General features: G+C 73.3%; 25 protein-coding genes. 10 read left to right on the forward strand and 15 right to left on the reverse strand.

Going from position 1 to position 25,359, the window contains the following annotated elements:
- Window positions 1-43 precede the first annotated feature (43 nt).
- Genes ACZ7MF_RS34260 through ACZ7MF_RS34270 form a run of 3 tightly spaced genes read right to left on the reverse strand, consistent with a single transcriptional unit; the run spans window position 44 to window position 2,743 of the window.
- Window positions 44-736, reverse strand: coding sequence for a response regulator (locus ACZ7MF_RS34260; RefSeq protein ID WP_471482109.1), 693 nt, complete (start codon window positions 734-736; stop codon window positions 44-46).
- Window positions 729-1,970, reverse strand: coding sequence for a MacS family sensor histidine kinase (macS, locus tag ACZ7MF_RS34265; protein ID WP_471482110.1), 1,242 nt, complete (start codon window positions 1,968-1,970; stop codon window positions 729-731). Before macS ends, ACZ7MF_RS34260 begins: the two co-directional genes overlap by 8 nt.
- Window positions 1,971-1,987: 17 nt before the next feature.
- Window positions 1,988-2,743 carry a lysophospholipid acyltransferase family protein gene (locus ACZ7MF_RS34270; RefSeq protein ID WP_471482111.1) on the reverse strand — a complete coding sequence of 252 codons (756 nt, stop codon included), beginning with the start codon at window positions 2,741-2,743 and terminating at the stop codon, window positions 1,988-1,990.
- Window positions 2,744-2,893: 150 nt separating this feature from the next.
- Between ACZ7MF_RS34270 and ACZ7MF_RS34275 the strand changes: the two genes are divergently transcribed.
- Window positions 2,894-3,697 carry an alpha/beta hydrolase gene (locus tag ACZ7MF_RS34275; RefSeq protein ID WP_471482112.1) on the forward strand — a complete coding sequence of 268 codons (804 nt, stop codon included), beginning with the start codon at window positions 2,894-2,896 and terminating at the stop codon, window positions 3,695-3,697.
- Window positions 3,690-4,307 carry a hypothetical protein gene (locus ACZ7MF_RS34280; protein WP_471482113.1) on the forward strand — a complete coding sequence of 206 codons (618 nt, stop codon included), beginning with the start codon at window positions 3,690-3,692 and terminating at the stop codon, window positions 4,305-4,307. Before ACZ7MF_RS34275 ends, ACZ7MF_RS34280 begins: the two co-directional genes overlap by 8 nt.
- Window positions 4,308-4,332: 25 nt before the next feature.
- Here ACZ7MF_RS34280 and ACZ7MF_RS34285 read toward each other — a convergent pair whose 3' ends face one another.
- The 6 genes from ACZ7MF_RS34285 to ACZ7MF_RS34310 all read right to left on the reverse strand — a co-directional run bounded on the left by ACZ7MF_RS34285 (window position 4,333) and on the right by ACZ7MF_RS34310 (window position 9,697).
- A complete protein-coding gene (locus ACZ7MF_RS34285; protein ID WP_471482114.1) occupies window positions 4,333-5,094 on the reverse strand; it encodes an endonuclease/exonuclease/phosphatase family protein in 762 nt (253 codons plus the stop codon).
- A gap of 144 nt (window positions 5,095-5,238) precedes the next feature.
- Window positions 5,239-6,192: an ROK family glucokinase gene (locus tag ACZ7MF_RS34290; protein WP_007448618.1), complete on the reverse strand. Its 954-nt coding sequence runs from the start codon at window positions 6,190-6,192 to the stop codon at window positions 5,239-5,241.
- 54 nt (window positions 6,193-6,246) lie between these two features.
- Window positions 6,247-6,822: a carbon catabolit repression protein gene (locus tag ACZ7MF_RS34295; RefSeq protein ID WP_471482115.1), complete on the reverse strand. Its 576-nt coding sequence runs from the start codon at window positions 6,820-6,822 to the stop codon at window positions 6,247-6,249.
- 72 nt (window positions 6,823-6,894) lie between these two features.
- A complete protein-coding gene (locus ACZ7MF_RS34300) occupies window positions 6,895-8,067 on the reverse strand; it encodes an ArsA family ATPase (RefSeq protein ID WP_471482116.1) in 1,173 nt (390 codons plus the stop codon).
- Between the two features lie 289 nt (window positions 8,068-8,356).
- Window positions 8,357-8,791, reverse strand: coding sequence for an SRPBCC family protein (locus tag ACZ7MF_RS34305; RefSeq protein ID WP_356864428.1), 435 nt, complete (start codon window positions 8,789-8,791; stop codon window positions 8,357-8,359).
- Between the two features lie 108 nt (window positions 8,792-8,899).
- The gene (locus ACZ7MF_RS34310) at window positions 8,900-9,697 is read right to left on the reverse strand and encodes a metallophosphoesterase family protein (protein WP_471482117.1); all 798 of its coding nucleotides are present in this window, start codon (window positions 9,695-9,697) and stop codon (window positions 8,900-8,902) included.
- 310 nt (window positions 9,698-10,007) lie between these two features.
- Between ACZ7MF_RS34310 and ACZ7MF_RS34315 the strand changes: the two genes are divergently transcribed.
- Window positions 10,008-11,804 (forward strand): AMP-dependent synthetase/ligase, encoded by a 1,797-nt coding sequence (locus ACZ7MF_RS34315; protein ID WP_471482118.1) that lies wholly within the window; start codon window positions 10,008-10,010, stop codon window positions 11,802-11,804.
- A gap of 143 nt (window positions 11,805-11,947) precedes the next feature.
- On the opposite strand, the gene ACZ7MF_RS34320 is transcribed toward ACZ7MF_RS34315, so the two are convergent.
- The gene (locus ACZ7MF_RS34320) at window positions 11,948-13,090 is read right to left on the reverse strand and encodes a glycosyltransferase family 4 protein (RefSeq protein ID WP_471482119.1); all 1,143 of its coding nucleotides are present in this window, start codon (window positions 13,088-13,090) and stop codon (window positions 11,948-11,950) included.
- 158 nt (window positions 13,091-13,248) lie between these two features.
- Here ACZ7MF_RS34320 and ACZ7MF_RS34325 point away from each other — a divergent pair, with 158 nt between their 5' ends.
- On the forward strand, window positions 13,249-14,508 hold the full coding sequence (locus ACZ7MF_RS34325; RefSeq protein WP_471482120.1) for a glycosyltransferase 87 family protein: 1,260 nt from the start codon (window positions 13,249-13,251) through the stop codon (window positions 14,506-14,508).
- Between the two features lie 117 nt (window positions 14,509-14,625).
- On the opposite strand, the gene ACZ7MF_RS34330 is transcribed toward ACZ7MF_RS34325, so the two are convergent.
- The 5 genes from ACZ7MF_RS34330 to ACZ7MF_RS34350 all read right to left on the reverse strand — a co-directional run bounded on the left by ACZ7MF_RS34330 (window position 14,626) and on the right by ACZ7MF_RS34350 (window position 20,084).
- Window positions 14,626-15,825 carry a hypothetical protein gene (locus ACZ7MF_RS34330; RefSeq protein ID WP_471482121.1) on the reverse strand — a complete coding sequence of 400 codons (1,200 nt, stop codon included), beginning with the start codon at window positions 15,823-15,825 and terminating at the stop codon, window positions 14,626-14,628.
- Between the two features lie 85 nt (window positions 15,826-15,910).
- Window positions 15,911-16,927 carry a C40 family peptidase gene (locus ACZ7MF_RS34335; RefSeq protein WP_471482122.1) on the reverse strand — a complete coding sequence of 339 codons (1,017 nt, stop codon included), beginning with the start codon at window positions 16,925-16,927 and terminating at the stop codon, window positions 15,911-15,913.
- A gap of 236 nt (window positions 16,928-17,163) precedes the next feature.
- The gene (locus tag ACZ7MF_RS34340; protein ID WP_471482339.1) at window positions 17,164-18,207 is read right to left on the reverse strand and encodes a C40 family peptidase; all 1,044 of its coding nucleotides are present in this window, start codon (window positions 18,205-18,207) and stop codon (window positions 17,164-17,166) included.
- A gap of 231 nt (window positions 18,208-18,438) precedes the next feature.
- The gene (locus ACZ7MF_RS34345; RefSeq protein ID WP_471482123.1) at window positions 18,439-19,782 is read right to left on the reverse strand and encodes an NYN domain-containing protein; all 1,344 of its coding nucleotides are present in this window, start codon (window positions 19,780-19,782) and stop codon (window positions 18,439-18,441) included.
- 62 nt (window positions 19,783-19,844) lie between these two features.
- The gene (locus ACZ7MF_RS34350) at window positions 19,845-20,084 is read right to left on the reverse strand and encodes a hypothetical protein (RefSeq protein ID WP_052841425.1); all 240 of its coding nucleotides are present in this window, start codon (window positions 20,082-20,084) and stop codon (window positions 19,845-19,847) included.
- 156 nt (window positions 20,085-20,240) lie between these two features.
- Between ACZ7MF_RS34350 and ACZ7MF_RS34355 the strand changes: the two genes are divergently transcribed.
- The 6 genes from ACZ7MF_RS34355 to ACZ7MF_RS34380 all read left to right on the forward strand — a co-directional run bounded on the left by ACZ7MF_RS34355 (window position 20,241) and on the right by ACZ7MF_RS34380 (window position 25,353).
- Window positions 20,241-21,011: a rhomboid family intramembrane serine protease gene (locus ACZ7MF_RS34355; RefSeq protein WP_471482124.1), complete on the forward strand. Its 771-nt coding sequence runs from the start codon at window positions 20,241-20,243 to the stop codon at window positions 21,009-21,011.
- On the forward strand, window positions 21,008-21,289 hold the full coding sequence (locus tag ACZ7MF_RS34360) for an Lrp/AsnC family transcriptional regulator (protein WP_007448778.1): 282 nt from the start codon (window positions 21,008-21,010) through the stop codon (window positions 21,287-21,289). The genes ACZ7MF_RS34355 and ACZ7MF_RS34360 overlap by 4 nt, the downstream gene beginning before the upstream one ends.
- Before the next feature lie 157 nt (window positions 21,290-21,446).
- Window positions 21,447-21,770, forward strand: coding sequence for a small secreted hydrophilic protein (locus ACZ7MF_RS34365; protein WP_471482125.1), 324 nt, complete (start codon window positions 21,447-21,449; stop codon window positions 21,768-21,770).
- A gap of 58 nt (window positions 21,771-21,828) precedes the next feature.
- On the forward strand, window positions 21,829-23,193 hold the full coding sequence (locus tag ACZ7MF_RS34370) for a sensor histidine kinase (protein ID WP_471482340.1): 1,365 nt from the start codon (window positions 21,829-21,831) through the stop codon (window positions 23,191-23,193).
- Window positions 23,190-23,855: a response regulator transcription factor gene (locus ACZ7MF_RS34375; RefSeq protein ID WP_471482126.1), complete on the forward strand. Its 666-nt coding sequence runs from the start codon at window positions 23,190-23,192 to the stop codon at window positions 23,853-23,855. Before ACZ7MF_RS34370 ends, ACZ7MF_RS34375 begins: the two co-directional genes overlap by 4 nt.
- Before the next feature lie 82 nt (window positions 23,856-23,937).
- Window positions 23,938-25,353 (forward strand): SLC13 family permease, encoded by a 1,416-nt coding sequence (locus ACZ7MF_RS34380; RefSeq protein WP_471482127.1) that lies wholly within the window; start codon window positions 23,938-23,940, stop codon window positions 25,351-25,353.
- The last annotated feature ends 6 nt before the right edge of the window (window positions 25,354-25,359 follow it).

Raw genomic sequence — 25,359 nt, forward strand, 5'->3', positions numbered from 1 at the left:
CCTTTGCCAGGGTGGGTGGTTGAGGCCACTGTCCCGCGTGGGGTCAGGCGTCGTCCAGACCCCGTTCGATCGCGTACCGCACCAGCTCCACCCGGTTGTGCAGCTGGAGCTTGCCGAGGGTGTTCTGGACGTGGTTCTGCACGGTGCGGTGGGAGATGACGAGCCGTTCGGCGATCTGCTTGTAGCTCAGGCCCTTGGCGACCAGGCGCAGCACCTCGGTCTCCCGGTCGGTGAGCCGGGGCGCGCCGGGGTCGTCGGTGCCCGCGGCGGGCGCGGGTTCGGAGGCCAGGCGGCGGTACTCGCCGAGGACGAGGCCGGCGAGCCCAGGGGTGAAGACCGGGTCGCCCGCGGCCGTGCGGCGCACCGCGTCCCGCAGCTCCTCGGTGGAGGCGGACTTCAGCAGGTAGCCGGTGGCGCCAGACTTGACCGCCTCCAGTACGTCGGCGTGCTCCCCGCTCGCCGAGAGCACGAGCACGCGCAGCTTCGGGTCGGTGCCGACGACCTCCTTGCAGACCTGGACGCCGGGCTTGCCGGGCAGGTTGAGGTCGAGCACGAGGACGTCGGGGGCGGCGGCCCGGGCGCGGCGCACCGCCTGGTCGCCGTCGCTCGCGGTGGCGACCACGTCGAAGCCGGACTCGGCGAGGTCCCGGGCGACCGCGTCGCGCCACATCGGGTGGTCGTCGACCACCATGACCCTGATCGCGTCATGCCGTTCGGTGTTCTGTCGCTCACTCATGGTCCGCTGCCTTCCCCCGTGCGGTGGTACCGGCGTTCTTCTTCGGTGCCTTCAGTTCGACCTCCGTGCCCTGTCCGGGCACCGAGATCAGCTCGGCCGTGCCGCCGAGGTCGCGCAGCCGGCCGCGGATCGACAGGGCCACGCCGAGCCGTCCCTCGCCCTCGGCCTGGGCGAGCCGCCCCGGCGGGATGCCCGGACCCTCGTCGCGGACGGTGACGATCACCTCGTCCGGTTCGTCCTCGACCAGGATCCAGGCGCGGGCCCGCTCGCCGACGTGCTCGCGGACATTGTCCAGCGCGGCGCCCACGGCGGCGGCCAGCTCCCGCGCGGCACCCGGGGCCAGGAGGACCGGGGCGCCCGGCTCGGCGAGGTTCACCAGGGAGCCGGCGTACGGGGCGAGCAGGGCACGCAGGTCGACGGGACCGTCCGGGCCCGCCCCCTCCCGTTCCTCCACCACCCGTACGACCGCGCCGTCGGCGGCGTCCTCGGACACGCGGGAGACGGGCACCAGGCCGCCGGAGACCAGGGTGCGCAGGGCCACCTCCTGCTCACCGGCCAGCCGGCCCAGTTCGGCCGCCTCGCCGCCGATGACGGCGCCCCGGCGCTGCACCATCGCCAGCACCTGAAGGACGCTGTCGTGGATGTCCCGGGCCAGCCGCTCGCGTTCCCTGGTCGCCGCCTCGATCTCCAGGGCGCGCGCGAGGGTGCGCTCGGAGGCGCGGGCGACCTCGACGACGTAGCCGATGGCGATGGAGGCGACCCAGACGAGGATGACGTTGTGGACGGTGTCGCGGGCCGGTGTGCCGCGTTCGACCAGGTTGGCGGCGGCGACGAGGGTGGAGGCGACGGCCGCCCAGCGCCAGCCGCCCTTGATGGCGAAGGCCAGCACGGACCCGGCGGTCCATATCGACGGCAGGGTCGGGCCGCCGTCCGCGACGCGTTCGTGGGCGTCGGCGAGGGGCGTGAGCAGGATGCCGGCCAGCGCGACGGTGAGGTCGGCGGTGAGGAACCGCTTGGTGCAGCTCGCCGCGTTCGCGACCTTGGGGAGGGTGGCCAGGGTCCAGACGAAGAGGACCGCGTAGTAGGCGACGGCGAGCCAGGGGCGGGCGAAGCCGGACCAGGCGGTGGCGAAGAAGCCGATCGCGTACAGCATGGTGAGCACGCGGTAGCCGGCGAGCGCGCGCCACAGCGGCTGCTCGACCGACATCCTCATGACTCTCTCGCGCCTGGCCATGTCCCCCCTCCCCGGGCCTACGTCCCGGCCCGGTCCTTCTCGGCCTGCTCGGCCTGCTCGGCCTGCTCCGCCTTGGCCGCCTTCTCCGCCTTCTCGGCCTTGGCCGCCTCCGCGAGCTGCCGCTTCATGGCGGTCGCGTACATGTCGACGTACTCCTGGCCGGAGAGCTTCATGATCTCGTACATGACCTCGTCGGTCACCGCGCGGAGCACGAAGCGGTCGTGCTCCATGCCCTGGTAGCGGGCGAAGTCCAGCGGCTTGCCGATGCGGATGCCGGGCCGCATCAGCTTCGGCATCACCTGGCCGGGCGGCTGGATCTTCTCGGTGTCGATCATGGCGACCGGGACGACGGGTGCGCCGGTGGCGAGGGCCACGCGCGCCAGCCCGCCCGGCTTGCCGCGATAGAGGCGGCCGTCCGGGGAGCGGGTGCCCTCGGGATAGATCCCGAACAGCTCGCCGCGCTCCAGGACCGCTATGCCGCTCTTGATGGCGGCCTCCCCCGCGCCGCGCGCTCCGGAGCGGTCCACCGGGAGCTGGCCCACGCCCTTGAAGAAGGCGGCGGTCAGCCGGCCCTTGACGCCGGGGGTGTTGAAGTACTCGGCCTTGGCGATGAAGGTCACCTTGCGCTCGAGGACGGCCGGCAGGAAGAACGAGTCGGAGAACGACAGGTGGTTGCTCGCCAGGATGGCGGGGCCGTCGGCCGGGATGTGCTCCAGGCCCTCCACCCAGGGCCGGAAGGCGAGCTTCAGCGACCCCCCGACGGTGACCTTCATCGCGCCGTACAACAACCCAGTGCCTCCCGTGTCCGTGGGTCAGACCTTATCCCGGGACACCGTCAATGGCCCCGACGGCCCTGGTCGGTGTCCGTGCGGTCGCGTACGGTGAAAGACCCGCGAGTACCCCTGACGACAGGAGACCGAGACGTGTCGGTCCTGCCCGGAGCAGAGCCGTTCCGCCACGAGGGCGGTGCGGTCGGCGTCCTTCTCTGTCACGGTTTCACCGGTTCCCCGCAGTCGCTGCGTCCCTGGGCCCGGTACCTTGCCGCGCGCGGCCTGACCGTGACGCTGCCGCTGCTGCCCGGGCACGGCACGCGCTGGCAGGACATGCAGGTCACCGGGTGGCAGGACTGGTACGCGGAGGTGGACCGCGAGCTGCGCACCCTGCGCGAGCGCTGCGAGCGCGTCTTCGTGGCCGGTCTGTCCATGGGCGGCGCGCTGGCGCTGCGGCTGGCCGCCAAGCACGGGGACGCGGTGTCGGGCGTCGTCGTCGTCAACCCGGCGAACCGGATGCACGGCGTCGCCCAGCACGCCCTTCCGGTCCTGCGCCACCTGGTGCCCGCGACGAAGGGCATCGCGAGCGACATCGCCAAACCGAACAGCGCGGAGCTGGGGTACGACCGGGTGCCGCTGCACTCGGCGCACTCGCTGCGCGCCTTCTTCCGTCTCACCGACGGCGACCTGCCGCAGGTGACGCAGCCGCTGCTGTTGCTGCGCAGCCCGCGGGACCATGTGGTGCCGCCGGCCGACTCGGCGCGGATCCTGGGCCGGGTGTCGTCGACGGACGTGACGGAGATCCTGCTGGAACAGAGCTACCACGTGGCGACGTTGGACCACGATGCGGACCGGATCTTCGCGGAGAGCGTCGCGTTCATCGGCCGGCTCGCGCCCGGTTCCGTAGGGGAACCGGATCCCGGTCTCGGCAAGGAAGGGACGACCGCAGGTGGCTGAGCACGACTCCGACCGCGAGGACCGCGAGGAGCGGGACCTGGAGCGGGAGCACCGCGAGGGACGGGAGCGCGCGGCGGACGGCGGGTCCGAGGCGCAGGACGCGCCTTTCGACGAGGACGCCGCCTGGGCCTCGATCGTCGCCGGGTACGGGGAGGAGCCCCCGGACCCGCCGGGCGCGAAGCCGTTCAAGTCGGTCGAGGGCCTGGCGCTGCTCGAGCCCGAGGTGAACGACGAGAAGCCCTCGGCGGACCGGCCCTCCTCGGACCGGCCGCTGGGGAGTTCCGTCGCGTTCGCGCCCGGCATCGGCCCCCGCGACCACACGCCCGCCGAGCCGTCCGACGACGACTTCGACGCGGACGACGAGGGCCACTTCGTGCCGCCCGAGCCGCCGCCGCTGCCCGAGACCGACCCCACCTCGAAGTTCGCCTGGCTGGGCGTGGTCGGCGGCCCGGTGCTGCTCCTGCTGGCGGTGGTGCTGGGCTGGGACATGACCTGGTGGCTGACGACGCTGAGCATCGGCGGTTTCCTCGGCGGCTTCGCCACCCTGGTCGTGCGGATGCGCACGGGCGACGAGGACGACGACGATCCGGGGCGGGGCGCGGTGGTGTAGCCGGGTGGCCGGCCGGGCCCCGGGGTCAGGCGGTCGCGGGCACGCGGAGGGCGGTCAGGACCGGTAGGTGGTCCGTGGCCGCCCTCAGGTCGTCCTCGGCCACCCCGGCCAGTCCCGACGGCACCCCGCAGCCCAGCACCTCGATGCCCTCGGTGACGAAGACCGCGTCGATACGGCGGTCCGGGGCGGTGGCCGGGAAGGTGTACTCGCCGCCCCAGGGCGCGGCGGTCCAGCAGTCGCGCAGCCCGTCCCCGAGCCGCCGGAAGGTGCGGCCGCCGGGGCGCTCGTTCAGGTCGCCGCCCGCCACGGCGTGCTGCACGCCGAGGGTGGCCAGGTGATCGAGGAGCAGCCCGGCCTGTGCGTGCCGCTCGTCCGCGTCCAGGGACAGGTGGGAGCTGAGTACGCCGATGCGGGCGCCGCCGATCCGGACCACGGCGGTGGCGAGACCCCGGCGGTGCCGGCCGGGGGTGAGCGGGAGCAGCACGTCCTCGGTGCGCTCCACGGTGGCCCGCAGGGAGCAGAGCAGCGCGGGGCCTGCGGCGGTGGCGCCGCCGGAGAGGAGCACCAGGTCCGCCGCGCGGGCCAGCCGGGTGATCTTCTTGCGCCAGCGGAAGAAGCGGGGGGCCTCCTGGAGGAGGACGAGGTCGGGCGCGCAGGCCTTGACGACGCGGGCGAGGGCGTCGGTGTCGTCGCGCAGCGAGCGGATGTTGTAGCTCAGGACGCGGACGACCGCGGAACCGTCGGGTTCGGTGCGGGAGTTGGGGAGCGCCGGGAGGGATGTTGCCATGCCGTCAATTTACGGGAACGCATGATCAGGCGCCTCATGGGTCGGGGCGCGGGGTTCGTGGGCGACTGCCGGTTCGTCGTGGCTGGTCGCGCAGTTCCCCGCGCCCCTCGGGTGAGCGCAGCTCCCGGAGTCGGGAAGTGATCGTCACATGATCGGGTCGGGTTCTCTCGCCAGGTCGGCGGCGCCTACCAGGCCGGCCTTGTTGCCGAGTTGGGCGGCGATCACGTCGGCGACCGGGCGCCAGTTGCCGCCGACCAGCCAGCGCTTGTAGGACTTGCGGATCGGGTCGAGGACCAGGTCGCCCTCGTCCGAGAGGCCGCCGCCGACGATGAAGGCGGACGGGTCGAAGAGCGAGGCCAGGTCGGCGAGGCCGGCACCGGCCCAGCGGGCCAGCTCCCGGTAGGAGTCGACGGCGACCGGGCAGCCCTGGCGGGCGGCGACCGAGATGTGCTTGCCCTCGATGCCGTCGGGGGTGCCGTCGCCGAGCGCGAGCAGCACCTCGGCGCGCTCGGGGGTGGCGTTGGCGCGCTGCTTGGCGTACCTCACCAGCGCCCGGCCCGACGCGTACTGCTCCCAGCAGCCCTGCGATCCGCAGCCGCACAGCAGGCCGTCGGGCACCATGCGGATGTGGCCGAACTCGGCGGCCACGCCGAAGTGACCGCGGCGCAGCTTGTTGCCGATGATGATGCCGCCGCCGAGGCCGGTGCCGAGGGTGATGCAGATGACGTTGCGGTGGCCCTTGCCGCCGCCGAACTTGTACTCGCCCCAGGCCGCGGCGTTGGCGTCGTTCTCCACCACGACCGGGAGGCCGACGCGGGCCTCGACCTTCTCCTTGAGCGGCTCCTGGCGCCAGTCGATGTTGGGCGCGAAGTAGACCGTGGAGCGCTGGCGGTTGACGTATCCGGCGGCACCGATTCCGACGCCGACGATCTCGTGCCCCACGCGTGCGCCCTCCACCGCGGAGGCGATGGCGTCCACGATGGCCTCGGGTGTGGTGGGGGTCGGCACCTTGTGGGTCGAGAGGATGTTGCCTTCCTCGTCGACCACGCCGGCCGCGATCTTCGTGCCGCCGATGTCGACGCCGATGGTGAGTCCCATGAATCCCTCAGTTCGGTCGAGCCCCGCTAAGGGCAACCGTACCCGAGGCGGGGCTCAGTCCAGGTCGATGCGCTGCCCCGGGCCGGTGCCCCCGTCGTCCTCGTCGCGGCCGTCGGTGCCGCGTTCGTCCAGGTCACGGGGGTCGCGCGGGTCCTTGGGCGGGGTGTCCCCGGTGGTCCAGCGGCGCTCCTGGTTCTGGACGGCGGAGCGGTAGGCGGCGAGCAGTTCACCACCGGCGGCGGCGAGGTGGTCGAACAGGTCCGGGTTGCGCTCGATGACCGGTTCGACGGCGGCCTTGGCCTGCTGGACGACCTGCCGGACCACCTGCTGGGCGGCGGGTCCGGCGACCTGGCCGAGCAGCGGGGACTGGAGACCGGACAGCTTGTCCGCGACGGTGTCGACGAGCCGGCGCAGCTCCTCGGCGGCCGAGCCGGGCGGCGGCCCGTACGCGGCCCGGCGGCGGGCCTTCTCGGCCTCCAGGTCCTCGGCGCACGCGGTCGCCCAGGCGTCGGCGTCGCTCGCCCGCGGCTCCTCTGCCGCCCTGCGCGTCTCGTCGGTCGCTCGTGTCTCGTCGACCGCGTCGGCCTCGTCGGGGCGGGGGGCCTCGGACGGGGGGAGCTCTTCGCTCATGACGGACTCCTGACTACGGTTCGTCCTTACGACGTTACCCGAACGGGCCCGTGCTCCGGGGGTCCCGCCGGGTCATCGCCCCCGCGGCCACAGTTCCGGGTCGGGCGCGAACCGGACGGCGAGTGTGCCGTCGCGCAGGGCGGCCCCGTCGACGGTGCAGCGGCGCAGCGCCGACGGCAGCGGGACGGTGCGGCGGAACGGCCCGGCGGCGACGACCAGTTCGTCGCCGCGGCGGACCAGGTCGAGCTCCTCGCGTACGGCGCCGGGCAGCGGGATCTGCCAGACCAGCACGCCGTCCTCGGCCAGCCGGTCGGTGACGGGCCACTCGACCGGGGAGGTGTCCGGGTTGACGCCCGGCACGTCGAGGGCCGCGAGGTCGTCCGTGCCGCGCGGGTCGTGGCCGAGATGGGCGACGGCGCGGACGTCGTACGCCCCCCGCCACTCCTCCAGGGTCTTGCGCTGCTGGGCGAGGGGGCCGCTGAGCCAGCTGTCCGCGGGGGTGTCCTCGGGCAGCACGCGGTTGGCGACCAGCAGCTCGGTGCGCAGGCCGCGCAGGGCCAGGCCGAGGGTGGTGGCGCGGACGGCGTCGGCGCCGGCCGGTCCGGGCTCGGCGACCAGCCGTACGACGATGTTCCGGTCGGCCAGGACGGACTCGGCGGCGGCGAGCTCCAGGTCCCAGCGGGCGGTGGCCTCGTACAGCGCCTCGGTCGGCATGGGGACGCCGGCGAGCCGGCCGAGGACCGGGCGCAGGGCGCGGGCGGCCTGCCGCTCGGGCGGGAGCAGGCGGCGCAGGCCGCGGCGCAGTTCCTCGGGCGCGGCGAGCAGGGCGAGGGCGCGCGGGGCGGGCGGGAGGTCGACGACGAGGAGGTCGTGCGCCTCGGCGAGGGCGGCCTCGCGCAGGGCACGCAGCAGGGCGAGGTCGTCGGCGCCGGGGAGCGGGGTCAGCTCTTCGGGGTCGAGGCGGGAGGCGCCGAGGAGGTCGAGCGCGGAGGCGGCGCGGTCCTGGAGGGCGGCGAGGGCGTCCCGGAAGCCCTGGGCGGCGTCGGGGCGCCAGGCGGTGAGGCCGGGTTCGACGGGGGTCGGCGCCGGGCCGGTGCGCACGCCGAGTGCGGCGCCGAGGGTGTCGTCGCGGTCGGTGCCGAGGAGGAGGGTGCGGGTGCCCTCGCGGGCGGCGGTGAGCGCGGTGGCGGCGGCGACGGTGGTACGGCCGGTGCCGCCGGGGCCCGTGATCAGGAGGGTGCGCATGGGGGTGAACGGTACCTGGGGGCTCCGCCGGTTGGGCTCTGGACCGGCGCTGGGGTGAGCGTGGGTTCGCGGGCCGGCGCCGGCCGGGTGCCGCTGCGCCCACCCGTGCCGCCCTGCGGCACGATTGCCCGCAGCTACGGCGGCGGCGGCTGCCCGCAGCTACGGCGGCGTCGGCTGCCCGCGGCTACGGCGGCGGCGACTGCCCGCAGCTGAGGCGGCGGCGACTGCCCGTGGCTGGGGCGGCGGCGATTGCCCGCGGCTGTGGCGGGGTCGGCTGCCCGCGGCTGTGCTACTTGGACTCGACCCGCTTCTTCAGGCCTGCCAGGGCTCGGTCGATGATGACCTTCTCCGCCTTGCGCTTGATCATGCCGAGCATGGGGATCTTGACGTCCACCGTGAGGCGGTAGGTGACCTCCGTGCCGGTGCCCGCCGGGCGGAGGAGGTAGGAGCCGTCGAGGGAGCGCAGCATCTGGGACTTCACCAGCGTCCAGGAGACCTCGTGCTCGCCGGTCCAGGTGTAGCCCAGCGTCTGGTCGTCCTTGATCGCACCGGCGTCCATGACGAGCCGGACCTGCTCGGCACGGCCCTGCGCGTCGGCCGCGAGGACCTGCGCCTCCTTCACCTCGCCCGTCCAGTCCGGGTAGCGCTCGAAGTCGGCGATCACCGCCATGACGTCGGCCGGGGCCGCCTCGATGGTGATGCTCGAGCTGGTGTGTTCCGCCATCGCCGTGGCTCCTCCGGATGCGGGCCGCTACGTGTGTGCCGCGTGAAGGCTATCGCGCACGGGGACGGCGCATGCCACCACCCACCTGCGCGGGTTCGCCGCACACGCTCACCACTCCAGCGCCCACGGCCGTCCCGTCGACGCGAAGTGGCCGACGTTCACGCACTCGGTCGCCCCGACGCGCATCCGCCGGGCCAGCGGCTGGTGCACGTGCCCGAACAGGGAGTAGCGGGGACGGGTGCGGCGGATCGCGTCCAGCAGCGCGAGGCTGCCCCGCTCGAAGCGCCGGGCCACCGTGTCGTAGACCAGTTCCGGCACCTGGGGCGGGATGTGGGTGCACAGCACGTCCACCTCGCCGACGGCCTCGATCTTCGCGGCGTACTCCTCGTCGCTGATCTCGTACGGCGTGTTCATCGCGGTCCGCAGGCCGCCGCCGACGAAGCCGAAGACGCGGCCGCCGATCTCCACCCGCTCCCCGTCGAGCACGGTGGTGCCGGGCCCGGCGTACTCGGGCCACAGCGGGGGCACGTCGACGTTGCCGTAGGTGGCGTACGTCGGGGTGGGGAAGGCGGCGAACAGCTCGGCGTACTGCTTGCGCACCGCCCGCTCGATCAGCTCGCGCGGTTCCCCGCCGGTCTCCGCCCACAGCCGCCTGCCGAACTCCCGGGCCTCGGCGAAGCGCCGGGCGGTGCGCAGCTCGACGATCCGGTCGGCGTTCGCGACGCCGAACAGGTCGGGGAAGATGCCGCGCGAGTGGTCGGCGTAGTCGAGGAAGAGGACCAGGTCCCCGAGGCAGATCAGGGCGTCGGCGCCGTCGCCTGCCCTGGCCAGGTCGCGGGCGTTGCCATGGACGTCGCTGACCACGTGGACGCGCGTGCTCGTGTTACGGGGCGGTGTGGGTGCCATGGCGATCAAGCGTAAGCAGCGCGCGCGTGCTGTGAACAGTGGCGGTCGGACCTGCGGTTACTGGCTGGTCCGTTGATCCGTCGACTACTGTGCGCAAAGCAAACCCCATCCGTGTGACGCAGCGAACATCTCGCGGGGACCCCCTGTCGGAGAACGCATACCGGCGGGTAACGTCCGGGCAGTCCAGTCGTGCTCTGGATTTCAACATGTGAATCCCGCATGAGTCCTCCGGAGCCACAGCCCGAGCCTTGGACCGCACCGTCGCATCACACAACGTCGTGGCGCCGGCGCCCTATGAGGAGCAGCAGTCTTGCGCGAGTTCAGCCTTCCGGCCTTGTACGAGGTCCCCGCGGACGGAAACCTGACCGACATCGTCCGCAGAAACGCCGCGCAGCATCCGGACGTCGCCGTCATCGCCCGCAAGGTGGGCGGGGCCTGGCAGGACGTCACCGCGCGCGCCTTCCTCGCCGAGGTGCACTCCGCCGCCAAGGGCCTCATCGCCTCCGGTGTCCAGCCGGGCGACCGGGTCGGCCTGATGTCCCGCACGCGCTACGAGTGGACGCTGCTGGACTTCGCGATCTGGAGTGCGGGCGCGATCACCGTGCCGGTGTACGAGACCAGCTCGCCGGAGCAGGTGCAGTGGATCCTCAGCGACTCGGGCGCCACGGCGTGCGTCGTGGAGTCGGCCGGGCACGCCGCCGCCGTCGAGTCGGTGCGCGAGCAGGTGCCCGCCCTCAAGAACGTCTGGCAGATCGACGCCGGCGCCGTGGAGGAGCTGGGGCGGCTGGGCCAGGACGTCACGGACCGGACCGTCGAGGAGCGCGGCTCGATCGCGAAGGCCGACGACCCCGCGACCATCGTCTACACCTCGGGCACCACGGGCCGCCCCAAGGGCTGCGTCCTCACCCACCGCAGCTTCTTCGCGGAGTGCGGGAACGTGGTGGAACGGCTGCGCCCGCTCTTCCGCACCGGTGAGTGCTCGGTCCTCCTCTTCCTGCCGCTCGCCCACGTCTTCGGGCGCCTGGTGCAGGTCGCGCCGATGATCGCGCCGATCAAGCTGGGCAACGTCCCCGACATCAAGAACCTCACCGACGAGCTGGCCGCCTTCCGGCCCACGCTGATCCTCGGGGTGCCGCGCGTCTTCGAGAAGGTGTACAACTCGGCACGCGCCAAGGCCCAGGCGGACGGCAAGGGCAAGATCTTCGACAAGGCCGCCGACACCGCGATCGCGTACAGCAAGGCCCTGGACACGCCGTCGGGCCCGTCCGTCGGCCTGAAGATCAAGCACAAGGTCTTCGACAAGCTCGTCTACAGCAAGCTCCGCACGGTCCTCGGCGGGCGCGGCGAGTACGCCATCTCCGGCGGCGCCCCGCTCGGCGAGCGCCTCGGTCACTTCTTCCGCGGCATCGGCTTCACGGTCCTGGAGGGCTACGGCCTGACCGAGTCCTGCGCGGCCACCGCCTTCAACCCCTGGGACCGGCAGAAGATCGGCACGGTGGGCCAGCCGCTGCCCGGCTCGGTGGTGCGCATCGCGGACGACGGCGAGGTGCTGCTGCACGGCGAGCACCTGTTCAAGGAGTACTGGAACAACCCGGGCGCGACCGCGGAGGCGCTGGCCGACGGCTGGTTCCACACCGGCGACATCGGCACCCTGGACGAGGACGGGTACCTGCGGATCACCGGCCGCAAGAAGGAGATCATCGTCACCGCCGGCGGCAAGAACGTCGCCCCGGCCGTCATGGAGGACCGCATCCGCGCGCACGCGCTGGTCGCGGAGTGCATGGTGGTCGGCGACGGGCGGCCCTTCGTGGGCGCGCTGGTCACCCTCGACGAGGAGTTCCTGGGACGCTGGTGCGCGGAGCACCGGAAGCCGGCCGGTTCGAGTGCGGTGTCGCTGCGGGAGGACCCGGATCTGCTCGCGGCGATCCAGGACGCGATCGACGACGGGAACGCGGCGGTGTCCAAGGCGGAGTCGGTGCGGAAGTTCCGGGTGCTGGGGGCGCAGTTCACCGAGGAGTCGGGGCATCTGACTCCGTCGTTGAAGCTGAAGCGGAACGTTGTCGCCAAGGACTACGCGGACGAGATCGAGGCGATTTACGCCAAGTAGGGCGCCTAGTGGGGTGCCCCCTTGGCGCCGTGGGCGGGTGCGGGTTCGTCGTGGCTACTCGCGCCCGCGCGGCGGAGCCGCAAATGTCACAGCCCCGCGCCCCTAGGTGTCTTCAGTCCCCGGTGCTGCGAAGGCGCCCCGCGTTACAGCAGGGCCTTCAGGTGCTCGGCCAGCAGGTCCCAGCGCCACTTCTCCTCCACCCACGCCCTGCCCCGTTCGCCCATCCTGCGGCGGAGTTCCGGGTCGGCGAGGAGGGCGGTGACGCGGTCGGCGGACTCGTTCGGGTCCTCGCCGCGGACGACCCAGCCCGTCTCTCCGTCGAGCACCGCGTCGGGTGCGCCGCCCGAGTCGCCGGCGACGACGGGCAGGCCGGTCGCGGAGGCCTCCAGGTAGACGATGCCGAGGCCCTCCACGTCGAGGCCGCCCCGGCGGGTGCGGCAGGGCATGGCGAAGACGTCCCCGGCGCCGTAGTGCGCGGGCAGTTCGGACCAGGGCACGGCGCCGGTGAAGTGGACGGAGCGGGCGACGCCGGTCTCCTCGGCGAGGCGGCGCAGGTCCTTCTCGTAGGGGCCGCCGCCGACGATCAGCAGGACGGTGTCCGGCTCGGCGGCGAGGATGCGCGGCATCGCCCGGATCAGGGTGTCCTGGCCCTTGCGCGGGACCAGGCGGGAGACGCAGACCACGACGGGGCGGTCGGTGAGGCCGAGGCGGGCGCGCACCTCGTCGCCGCCGCTGGCCGGGTGGAAGGTCTTCTCGTCGACACCGGGCGGCAGTTGCACCATCCGGGCGGCGGCCTCGGGCGTGAGCGCGCCCGCGATCCGGGAGCGGGTGTACTCGCCGAGGTAGGTGATCGTGTCCGTCGACTCCCCGATCCGGCACAGCAGTTGCCGGGCGGCGGGCAACTGGGCCCAGCCCGCCTCGTGGCCGTGGGTGGTGGCGACGAGGCGCTCGGCGCCCGCTTTCCGCAGGGCCGGGGCCATCAGGCCGAGGGGTGCGGCCGCCCCGAACCACACCGACGTGCAGCCGTGCTCGCGCAGCAGCCCCACCGCCCGCCGGGTGGCGCCCGGCGTCGGCAGCAGCATCGTCGTGCGGTCGCGTACGACGGTGAAGGGCTGCTCGGCGTCGAAGGCGGCGGTGGCCTCGATGCCCTCGCGGCCGCGCTTCCAGGTGGAGGCGTAGACGACCAGCCGCTCGGGGTCCAGGCGCAGCGCCATGTTGTGCAGGAAGGCCTGGATGCCGCCCGGGCGGGGCGGGAAGTCGTTTGTCACGATCAAGGTCTTGCGCACGCCGCCGACCCTACCGAACCGGCCTCGGGGTGCCGGGCCCCGGCCGCGTCCTGTGGCACGCCCACAGGTGTCCGGGTCATCATGGCCGCACCGGCGGACAAGCAGGTGCGGGGCGGGGACGGGCAGGTACGAGGCGGGCACGGACGGGCAGGTAGCAGGTGGAGACGAGGGACGCGGGGCGGTCACCGCTGTGGCTGCTGACGGCCTGGGGCACCACGCGGCTGGTGCTGCTGCTGTTCGTGCTGAAGGTCGTGGTCTTCCCGGGTCCGGACGTCACGAGCGACGTGGCCGTCATCTACCGGGACTGGGCCGACGTGCTGCGCACCGGAACGTTTCCGCTGGACGACGTCACCTGGCAGTATCCGCCGGCGGCGGCCTTCGCGGTCCTCTCCCCCGGCCTGCTGCCCTTCCTGGAGTACGCGACGGCCTTCTTCGTCCTCGCGTGTGTCACGGACGCGGCTGTCCTGGCGCTGCTGTGGCAGGCCGGCCGGGGGGCGGGGCGGTCGCCGCGCGGGGCGTGGGTGTGGGTGGCGGGCGTGCCGCTGCTCGGCCCCACGGTGTACGCCCGCTACGACGTGATGGTCACGGCCGTCGCGGTGGCCGCGCTGCTCGCCGCCGGGCGGCATCCGCGCGTGGCGGGGGCCCTGGCGGCGGTCGGGGCGCTGCTGAAGGTGTGGCCTGCGCTGGTGCTCGTCGGGATGCGGGGGCGCGGCCCGTGGGTCGCCGCCGCGGTGAGCGCGGCCGGGCTGGCCGCGCTGTTCGCCGTGTCGATGCCGGGGGCGTTCGCGTTCCTGACGTTCCAGCGCGAGCGGGGCGTCGAGGTGGAGTCGCTGGGCTCGCTGGTCTTCCACGTCGCCCGGCACTTCGGCTGGGAGGGCGGAGTGCTGCTGAACTACGGCTCGATGGAGTTCCTGGGCCCGCACGTGGACACGGTGGGCACGGTCTCGCTGGGGCTGAGCGCGGTGGCGTTCGGCTGGCTGCTGGTGTGGCGGGTGCGGGCCTCGCGGTCGGCGTCCCACCGGTTCGCGGCGCACACGGCGGCGGACGCGGCCTTCGTGGCGGTGCTGATGTTCACGGTGACCAGCCGGGTGATCAGCCCGCAGTACCTGGTGTGGCTGGTGGGCCTCGGTGCGGTCTGCCGGTGCTTCCGGGCGAGCCGGATGCGGGTGCCGGTCGCCCTGGTGCTGGCGGCGACCCCGCTGACGCTGCTCGAGTTCCCGCTCCTGTTCGCGGACGTGGTGGCGAGCACCCCCTTCGGCATCACGCTCCTGTTCGTCCGCAACGGCCTGCTGGTGGCCGCCACCCTCCTCGCCGCCCGCGCCCTGTGGCGGAGCACGCGGCACCGCGGGACCCCGGCCGCAAGACCCGCCCCCATCGACCGGCCCACGCCCACGGACACGCCCGCCGGGGCCCCCTGACCCCCTCCAACGCCACCCCGACCACCCCACACACCGGCCACCTCGCCGCCCGCGCCCCCTACCGGGACGCGGCACGACGCCGGCGCCGCCCCGACCCGGCCGGAGAGGCCGCCCGGCTCATCCGAGTTGCGCGCGCAGGTATGTCCGCCAGCGTGCCGTGAAGTCGTCCGGTGTTGTTCCGAGCACCTCGTGCAGTGCGGCTTCCACCGCGCCGGCGCGGTCGTCGTGGGTGCCCACGGAGCGGTAGAACGCGTCCAGCCGGTCCTCGCCCCACTGCTCGGCGATCATCCGGCAGGCCAGCCAGCCGCCCTCGTAGGCGCGGGCCAGTGCCTCCGCGTCGGCGGTGAAACCGAAGTCCTCGTCGGTCGGCAGCCGCGTGGGCACCCGGCCCTCGGCGACCGCGTCGGCCAGTTCGGGGGCGGCCTGGGCGGCGGTGCGTCCGCTGCCGCGGTAGCCCACCCAGTCGGCGTAGCCCTCGGAGAGCCACAGCGGGGTGGCGGAGGTGGTGTCGGCGCGGGTGGCGACGTGGGTCGTCTCGTGGGTGAGCACGACCTGTTTGCCCAGGCTGCCCAGCAGGCCGTACGCGTCGGGGTTGACGATGATCCGGTCCGCGGGGGCGTGTTCCCGGCCGCCCGTCTCCCCGGTGGTGACGGCGGCGATGCCCCGGTAGGACGAGGCGGGCGAGCCGAGCAGGCCCGCCATGCCCTCCAGCGACCGGGGGACGACCACGACCACCCGGCGGGACCAGTCGCCGTCCCAGGCGTCCGAGACGGCGGGCACCGCCCGGTCGGCCAGGTCGGCGAAACGGCCCAGGGCGGCGGTGGACTGCCCGACGCCGAGGACGAGGCTGTGCGTGCCGCGCACGACCCGGACCGCGCCCTGGTCCCAGGGCTGCTGGCCGGACTCCTCGGCGGGGCGGTCGGATGCGACGGCCCAGGTCCCTCTCGTGCCGTCGCGGCTCAGCCGGACGGTGCGGCCCGCGGAGACCGGACCCCGGTCGTAGCCCTCGACGCGGTAGCGCAGCTCGACGTCGGCGGTGGCGGTGTCGCCGGTGCGCTCCACGTCCCGCACCCGGTAGGACCAGGCGGCGAGCGGGATCGCGCTCAGGTTGCCGAAGCCGGTGTCGGTGCCGGTGCCGGTGCGCGCGTAGGCGGCCGCGTCGTGGGCGAGGACGGCCGCCGCCCGCCGGTCGAGCACCCGCTGGACGTCGGTCGTGGACGGGTCGGTCGCGGTCCGGCCGCCGCAGCCCACGAGGGCGACCAGCAGCAGGCACAGCGCCACCACCGAGAACCCCGACACCCGCCTTCGACCAGCCACCTTCCCGATCGTACGGGCGCCGGGCCGCGGAAGGCACCGGGCACTGCGGACGCGGTGGACGCGGCGGGCCGGAAGGGCCGTGGGGTCACACCCTGGTGACCGAGGAGACCGGCATCATGCCGACCGGGTCGTAGCGCACCGGCGCGCCGGGGTAGGGCGCGTGGATCACCTGGCCGTTGCCTGCGTACATGCCGATGTGGCTGGCGTCGTCGCGGTAGGCGACCAGGTCGCCGGGGCGCGCCTCGGCCAGGGACACGTGCCGCCCGGCGCCGGACTGCGCCTGGGAGGTGCGCGGGATGCCCACTCCGGCCTGCGCGTAGGCCCACTGGGTCAGGCCCGAGCAGTCGAAGCCGGAGGGCCCGTTGGCGCCCCAGACGTAGGGCTTGCCGAGGGCGGAGCGGGCGGCGGCGAAGGCGGCTCCGGCCCGGCCGGAGGCGGGAGCCGCGGCACCGGCGAGGGCGGTCAGGTCCTCGCGGCCGGAGCGGGAGCCCCGCCCGTAGGCGGCGCGTTCGTCGTCCGGCAGGGCGGCGAGCAGCGCGCGGGCCTTGGCCAGCTTGCGCTCCACGGTCGTCTTGTGGGCGGCGACGGCCTTGCGGCCCTGCTCCAGCTCGGTGAGCTTGCGGGCCGCCTCGGCACGGTCCTGCGCGAGGTCGCGCATCGCCTGCTGGAGTTCCCGCAGCTCACCCGCCTGGCGGGTGGTGATCCGGTCGAGCACGGAGGCCCGGTCGAGGTAGTCGTCCGGTTCGGCGGAGAGCAGCAGCGCCAGCGACGGGTCGATGCCGCCGGAGCGGTACTGGGCCCCGGCCAGCGAACCGAGCGCGTCCCGCATGGTGTTGACACGCTCCTGCTGCCGGGCGATGGACTCCTGCGCGGTCGAGACCTGCTCGCGCAGCGCGTCGGTGCGCGCGTCGGCCTTGTTGTAGGCCTCGGTCGCCTGCTCCGCCTCGGTGTGGAGCCGGTCCACCTCCGCCCGCCGGTCGTCGTGCGGGGCGGCCGCGGCCGGTACGGCGCCCAGGAGCGCGGCGGCCACGGAGAGCAGGCCGACGGCGGCGGTGGAGCCGCGGTCGAACCCGGATGGTGCAAGGCGGCGATGGGACCCCACGGGAAGCCGCACTCCTTCCGCTGGCGGACGGGGAAACGCGGCAGACAGTAACCCCCCGGCGGGGCACCGGCCAACGACCTCCGGCGCCGCGCAACACGACGCCCCGCCGCTGACGCAGGTCACCGGCGGGGCGGGGGGTCACAGGACCCGGACGTGATTCGCCCGAACGGGCGGCAGGGTGGGGGTGACTTCGGGTGGCGCGGGTCGTCCGGGTCGGGCCCGGACGGGGAGCACGGTCAGACCCGTACGCCGAACATGAACGGACCGCCGATGGTGCTCATCGACTCGTAGCGGACGTTCGTGCCGGTGCGCGGCGCGTGCAGGACCTGGCCGTTGCCGGCGTAGAGGCCGACGTGGTGCAGGTCGCTGAAGAAGAACACGAGGTCGCCGACCTGCAGCTGGCTCGACGAGGAGATGCGCGTGCCGTAGTTGGCCTGCGCCTGGGAGGTGCGCGGGATGCCGACACCGGCCTGCGCGTACGCCCAGGAGGTCAGGCCCGAGCAGTCGAAGGAGGACGGGCCGGTGGCGCCGTAGACGTAGGGCGTGCCTATCTTGCCCTGGGCGGCGGCGAAGGCGGCCCCCGCGCGGCCGGAGGCGGGGGTGGACTTGCCGCCGGTGAGGACCTGGCGCTCGCTGGCGCGGTTGGAGCGCTGCTGCTCCTCCTGGAGGGCGGCCTTCTCCTGCGCGGTGAGCGTGTTGAGCAGCTTCTGCGCGGAGGAGAGCTTGCCCTGGACTTCCTTCTTCTTCTTGCCCAGTTCGGTGCGGGTGGCGGAGAGGTCCTTGAGCTTCTCGGAGGCCTCGGAGCGCTGCTGCGCGAGGTCGCGCTGCTTGACCTGGATCTTCTTCAGCGCCTCGACCTGCTGGCCGCTCAGCTGGTCGAGGGTGGAGGCCTTGTCCAGGTAGTTGTCCGGGTCGGCGGACAGGAAGAGCTGGAGGGAGGGGTCGATGCCGCCGGAGCGGTACTGGGCGCTGGCCATCGAACCGAGGCCGTCGCGCAGCTCGTTGAGCTCCTCCTGGCCGCGGGCGACGTTGTCCTGGATGGTGGAGATCTCCTTCTGGAGCTTCTCCTGCTTCTCCTTGGCGCCGTTGTACTTCTCGGTGGCCTGCTCGGCCTCCTCGTAGAGCTTGTCGACCTTGGCCTTGACCTCGTCCTTGCTCGGCTTCTCGCTCGGGGCGGCGTTGGCGGCCTGGGAGCTGAGAACGACAGCGGCGGCGGCAGCGGTGGTGAGCACGGTCACGCGCGTGCGGCTCGGCTGCTTGGGACGACGGTGGGACGCCACGGAGACGAGCTCCTTCTTGAGAGGGATCACCCGTTCGAGGGTTCGAAGGGTGACCCTAGTGACCCACTCGTGATCAGTTCAAATCCTCCGCCGAAAAATCACGGTTACGCACCGCGTTTTCCGCCACAACTCACCTGCAGTGACGCCCGCCTGACACTACGTTGCGTGATGGTTCCGTCAATTCGGGCATAGGGCGCCTACGTTGCGGTTGGTACGGAAGTGAACGAGGGGCTAGGAAAGCCGCTTGAGGAGCACCACGGACGCCACCGGGCGTGCGCCCGCGCGCGCCACGCCGTCGGCGACCTCGCGGTCGGTGGAGACGACGATGACCGGCCGGCCCGGCGGCTCGGCCCGCACCAGCTGGCGGATCAGCTCGTCGGCGGTGACACCCGGCTTGGAGAACAGCACCCGCACCCCGCGCGGCGGCGCGAGCAGCACCGGAGCGACGAGTTCGGCCCCGTCGAAGACGCAGGTCATCTCGGCGCCGGTCTGCGCGGCGAGCTGGGAGAGCTGGCCGAGCAGCCTGAGCCGCTGCTTCTCCAGGGGCATCTGCGGATAGCCGGTCTTGGTGACGTTGTAGCCGTCGACGACCAGGTGCGCCTGGGGCAACGCCAGCAACTGGTCGAGGATCGCCGGGTCGTTCTCCGACAGGGCCCGGTTGGCGATGTCCTTCGGCGTCATCCGGCCGGGCTCGACCGCGTCCACGGTCTCGGCGGGCCGCACGGACACCGGGGGCAGCGCCAGCTCGCGGCGCAGCCCCTGGGTGGCGTCGAGGAGGGTGTCCAGGAGCAGCCGTACCCGCATGTCCTCGACGCTGCGCCCCTCGCGGGCGGCCTTGCGGGTGGTCTCCAGGGCCGCCTCGGCCTCCCCCAGGCGGGCCTTGAGCCGCCGGGTCTCGCTCTCGGCCGCGGACACCTGGGTCTGCCCCTCGGCCCGTACGGCGTCCAGCTCGGCCTGGACCTTGCGCAGCGCCGCCTCGCCGCGCTTGACGTCGCTGAGGGCGGAGCGCAGCTTGCGGTGCAGCGACTCGGTCTCCCGCTTCGCCGTGTCCAGCTCGCCGCGCAGCCGCTCGGTCTCGGTCCTGGTGTGCTCCCGGGCCCGGGCCAGCTCCTCGTGCAGCCGCTCCAGCTCCGCGCGGCTCTCCTCGTCGGCACGCTCGGCGTCCGCGCGCTGCGCCTCCTCACCGGCGGCGGTGACCAGCTTCACCCAGCCGTGCGGGCGCAGTACGTAGGCCGCGGCGGCCACGTCCAGCGGGTCGGCGGCCGGCAGCGCGGACCCGGCGTCCAGCGCGTCCGCCAGCTCGGGCTGGACCTCGCGGAACTTCTCGCCGATGCGCTGGCGGAAGAGCGGGTCGGTCTCCACCGCGGCGGCCATGGCGTTGCCGGCGAACTTGGCCCGGCGGTTCGGGGCGAACCTGGCGTACTGCCTCAGCTGCGCGGGCAGCTCGCCCAGGGTGAGCGAGCCGAAGCCGTCGGACACGATCTGCACGACCCGGCGGCGCACGCCGTCGGGCAGCGGGCGGTCGAGCACCTCAGCGGCGCCGTCGCCCGGCCCCCCGCCGTGTGTCTCCACCATCCGTCACCCCAATGTCTCAGGGCGATCCCGGGCCGGAATCGCCTGGTGCGGGGCCGCTCCCCTCAGGAGGCGGCACCCGGCCTGTCCACGAGTTCCACCTGGTCCACGGCGTTGCACCAGCGGCACCGCACCGACTCGATGGTCTCACTGAGCACCTCGCGCTCCTCGACCGTCGGCTCACCGGCCAGGTCGAGGTGCACGTACTCGACGACCTTCGAGGCCCGGGTCACGTCGAAGCGGGTGAGGTTGCCGCAGAGGGTGCAGCGCCACCGCGTCGTGTCGGTCGGCAGGGGAACCGTCATCGTGGCTGTTCACTCTCTTCCAGTGTCGGTGACGCGCCGGGCTCCCCCGGTGCGTGTGGCACGTAACCCTACGGCCTGGCGGGTACCCGACGCCCGCGTGTCCACGGCGGCGAGGCGCTATGAGCCCTCGCGCCCGTTACGTCATGCTCTGTGTCCATGATCCGCAACTGGAGCAAGGCGGTCCGCACAACGGTCTCCGCGGTCGGGGCGCTGGTCGGGGCCCGCTCGTCGCGGCGCCGGGCGGCGCCGGTGACGTACACGCTGATCACGCTGTGCTGTCTGCTGTTCCTGATCAGCCCGGCGGCGGGCCTGAATCCGGTGTACGGCACCGGGGAGGAGGTGCTGGCGGCGCAGCGCGCCTACTTCCGGCGCTGGGGCGTGATCCCCGCACAACTGTTCGAGGACTCCCCCGGGTCGGCGCTCACCCCGGCCACGGCACTGTTCGTCCACGGCAGCTGGGTGCACCTGCTGGGCAACATGCTCTTCCTCTACGTCTTCGGCGCCATGACGGAGGAGCGGATGGGCCGGCTCCAGTTCGCCCTGTTCTACCTCGGCTGCGGCTACCTGGCCCTGGTGGGCTACGCGGGCGCCAACGCCCACTCCCAGGAGTCCCTGGTCGGCGCCTCGGGGGCGATCTCCGCGGTCCTCGGCGCGTTCCTGTTCCTCTTCCCGCGGGCCCGGGTGACCAGCCTGCTGCCCTTCCTCTTCTTCCTGCCGCTGCGCTTCCCGGCCTGGGTCGTGCTGCCGTTCTGGGTTTCCCTTCAGTGGCTGGCGGCGGGGCGGGCCGGTGACGGTCCAGGGGTGGCGTACCTGGCGCACCTGGTGGGCTTCGGCCTGGGCTTCGCCTTCGCCTGGGTGCGGTTCGGACGTGCGACTAGAGTTGGTGGCGTTCCAGTGGCGGCGCCCGAGGGAGAGAACCAGCCGTGATCAGCGCGATCGTCCTCATCAAGACCAGCGTGGACCGCATTCCCGAGATCGCGGAGCAGATCGCCGCGCTGGAGAGTGTCAGCGAGGTCTTCTCCGTCACCGGCACCTACGACCTGATCGCCATGGTGCGGGTGAGCAAGCACGAGGACCTGGCCGACGTCATCCCCGGCCGGATCAGCAAGATCCCGGGCGTGGAGGGCACGGACACCCACGTGGCGTTCCGCACCTACTCCCAGCACGACCTGGAGGCGGCGTTCGCGATCGGCCTGGACAACTGAGACGCCGGCGAGTGGGAAGCGCCCCCGAAGGGGCGCGGGGAACTGCGCGACCAGCCACGGCGGACCGGCACTGATCCGACAACGGGCAGATGCAGATGAAGGCTTCTTCATCCAGGGCTCATCCGGCCCACCGGATACCCCGCGCAGAATCCACCGCATGGTCTTCTCCCGCCGGATGGCGGCCCTCGCGGCCGTCGTCCTCATCCCACTCGGCATCGCCGCGACCAGCTTCGCCCTGACCGACAGCCCGCAGGAGCCCAAGGTCCCCGCCAAGGTGGAGCTGGAGAGCGGCTCCCCCACCCCGGCGCCGACCTCCTCCTCGCCCGAGCCGACGCCCAGCGACCAGGTGGTGACGCGGCCGCCGGTCACCGACGGCCCTTCGGATGACGACGATGACGACGACCGGGGCGGCCGGGACGCCGGGGAACCCGCGGACTCCGCGGACGACACGGCCGGGGACGACGGACCCGGCGACGGGTGAGCGCGAGCGCCGCCGGATCTCGGCCCGGGTCCGCATCCTGCTGTGGCTGCTGCTCGTGATGGCGGTCGCCCTGGCCTCGGTGGCGGCGACCACCCGCTCGATCCTGCTGCGCGACACCGACCAGCGGATCAACGGTCTGCTCGCCCAGGAGGCGGGCGAGTTCGCCAACTTCGAGGAGCAGGGCTTCGATCCGGAGACGGGCCGCCCGTTCACCGATCCGGGCCGGCTGCTGCGGGTGTTCCTGGAGCGGCAGTACGCGGACCTGGACGAGGAACTGGTCGGCCTGGTGGGCGAGGTGGGCAGCCGGCCCACGCAGATCATCCAGCAGCGCGAGATCCCGGTCGGCCGGCCCCTGCACGAGGACTCCGACGCCCGGCGCCGCATCTACGCCTCCCCCGACTCCTCGGGCACCCTGGACCGGCCCGAGGGCGAGATCCGCTGGGCCAAGGTCACCGTGGCCCGCTACGGCGGCGAACCGGCGGCCGCGTTCGTGGTCGCCTTCCACCCGGGGCGCGAACAGGCGCGCGCGGACGAGGTGTTCCGCGTCCTGCTCGCCATCTCCGGCGTCGCCCTGCTGATGACGACCGGCATCGCCTGGGTGGTGGCGGGCCGCATCCTGAAGCCGGTGCGGCTGGTGCGCACGACCGCCGCCCAGCTCACCGAGCAGGACCTGACCCGGCGCATCCCGGTGCACGGCCACGACGACGTGGCGGCCCTGGCCGAGACGTTCAACGCCATGCTGGACCGCCTGGAGCGCGCCTTCGCCACCCAGCGCAGGTTCGTCGACGACGCGGGGCACGAGCTGCGCACCCCGATCACCATCGTGCGCGGCCACCTGGAGCTGATGGGCGACGATCCGGCCGAGCGCGAGGAGACCGTCCGGCTCGTCACCGACGAACTGGACCGGATGAGCCGCATCGTCGAGGACCTGCTGCTGCTCGCCAAGGCCGAACGCCCCGACTTCGTCACCCCCGAGCCGGTGCAGCTCGCCGAACTCACCGCCGACGTCTACGTCAAGGCCCGCACCCTCGGCGACCGGGAGTGGGTGCTGGACTCGGTCGCCGACCGGGAGGCGCACCTCGACCCGCAGCGGATCACCCAGGCCATGGTGCAGCTCGCGCAGAACGCCGTGCAGCACACCACGGCCGGTCAGCGGGTCCGCATAGGCTCCCGCGCCGACGGTTCGCGCATCGAGCTGTACGTCGCCGACTCGGGACCCGGCGTCCAGCCGCAGGACGCCGAGGTGATCTTCGAGCGGTTCCGCCGCGGCACGGCCCGCCGCGGGGTGCGCGGCACGGGCGCCGGGCTCGGGCTGTCCATCGTGCGGGCGATCGCCGAGGGCCACGGCGGCCGGGTCGACCTGCGCACCACCGGGGGCGGCGGCGCCACCTTCGTACTCACTCTGGAAGAGGCACGACCATGAACCGCATCCTCATCGTCGAGGACGAGGACCGCATCGCCTCCTTCGTCCAGAAGGGCCTGCGCGCCAACGGCTTCACCACCACCGCGGTCGCCGACGGCGACGCCGCCTACGAGTACGCCCTCACCGGCGGTTTCGACCTCGTCGTCCTGGACATCGGGCTGCCCGGCCGGGACGGCTTCACGGTGCTGCGCGAGCTGCGCGAGGCCCGGGTGACGACCCCGGTGATCGTGCTGACGGCACGGGACTCGGTACGGGACACGGTGGCAGGTCTGGAGGGCGGCGCCGACGACTGGATGACCAAGCCGTTCCGCTTCGAGGAGCTGCTCGCCCGGGTCCGGCTGCGCCTGCGGACGGCGGCCAGGGCACCGGAGGTGACGGTGCTGAAGTCGGGGGCGCTCAGCCTCGACCTGCGCACCCGCCGCGCCCGCGCCGAGGGGCGCACCGTGGACCTGACGGCCCGTGAGTTCGTGCTCCTGGAGCTGTTCCTGCGCCACCCGGGGCAGGTACTGTCCCGCGAGCAGATCCTGTCGCACGTGTGGGGCTACGACTTCGACCCGGGCTCCAACATCGTGGACGTGTACGTGCGGGCCCTGCGCAAGAAGCTCGGCGCGCAGCAGGTGGAGACCGTGCGCGGGATGGGGTACCGGCTGCCGGCCTGGTGAGGCCCGCAGCCCGCGCGGCCCGGTGAAGTTTCCTTCATGTGACCCTCATTGAGGGCTCACCGCGCCCGTGGACGCTCGAGGCGTGACGTTGAACCTCCGCCTCGCGGCGGCCCTGTGCGCCGCGCTGTCCCTGTGCGCGCTGCTGGCGGTCCCCGCCAACTTCCCCGCCCTGGGCGGCGACGCGCGCCTCACCCTCGCCGTGTTCGCGCTGGCCACCTGCGCCTGGATCGGTACGCCGATCGACGACACGTACATCGCGCTGGGTGCCGGGCTCGCGCTGACCGCGACCGGTGTGATCAGCAGCGACACGCTGTTCGGCACCCTCGGTGACGACACGGTGTGGCTGCTGATCTGCGCCTTCGTGCTCGCGGCCGCGGTCGCCCGGACCGGGCTCGCGGGGCGGGCCGCGGCGTTCCTGGTGGGCGGGGCGCGCACGGTGCGGCAGCTGGTGCACCTGACGACGGCCGCGCTGGTCGTCACGGCCTTCGCGGTACCGGCCACCTCGGGCCGGGCGGCGCTCGCGCTGCCGGTGTTCCTCGCCCTCGCCAAGGCGCTCGCCGACCGGAAACGACTGGTCGTGATGCTGGCATTGCTGTTCCCGACCGTGATCCTGCTGTCGGCGGTGGCGACCCTGATCGGTGCGGGTGCGCATCTGATCACGGTGTCGGTGCTGTGGGAGGCGACCGGGGACCGGATCGGCTTCACCCAGTGGCTGCTGCTCGGCCTGCCGCTGGCGGTGGCCTCCTCCCACCTCGCCGCCGAGACGGTCCTGCTGACGACCACGCGCCGCACGGACCGCGCGGGGCCCGTCCGCATCACCGCCGAGGAGATACAGCGGCACAGCGAGAGCCCGGTCACCGGCCCCTGGACGCAGGCCGAGAAACGCTGCGCGCTGCTGCTGGCCACGGTGGTGGCCCTGTGGTGCAGCGAGCCCCTGCACCGGGTGTCCCCGGCCGTGGTGGCGCTGATCGGCGCGGTCGTCGCCTCCTCCCCCGCGCTGGGCACCGTACGGCTCAAGGACGCGCTGAGGACCGTGCCGTGGTCGCTGCTGCTGTTCATGGCGGCGACGATGGCGATGGGCGTGGCGCTGGCCGACTCCGGAGCGGCGAAGTGGCTGGTGTCGGGCCTGCCCGCGAACGTCGCCCCGGCGGTCTTCCTCGGCGTGGTGGTCGCGGTGAGCACGGCGGCCCACCTGGTCCTCCAGTCCCGTTCCGCCCGCTCCTCCATGCTGGTCCCGCTGGTGATCGCCGCGGCCGTCGGCGCCGGGGTCAACCCGGTCGCCGCCGCGCTCGCCTCGACGGCGGCGGCCGGGTTCTGCCACACGCTCCCGGCCTCCGCCAAGCCGGTCACGCTCTTCGCCGACGTGCCCGGCGTCCCCACCTACACCCCGCGCGACCTGCTGCGGCTGTCCGCCGTACTGGCGCCGCTGACCGCCCTGCTCGTGCTGTTCTTCGCCGCCGCGGTCTGGCCGCTGCTCGGCGTGCCCGTGACCCGCTGAAGGAGC

It is taken from the genome of Streptomyces sp. NPDC111628 (assembly GCF_055635195.1).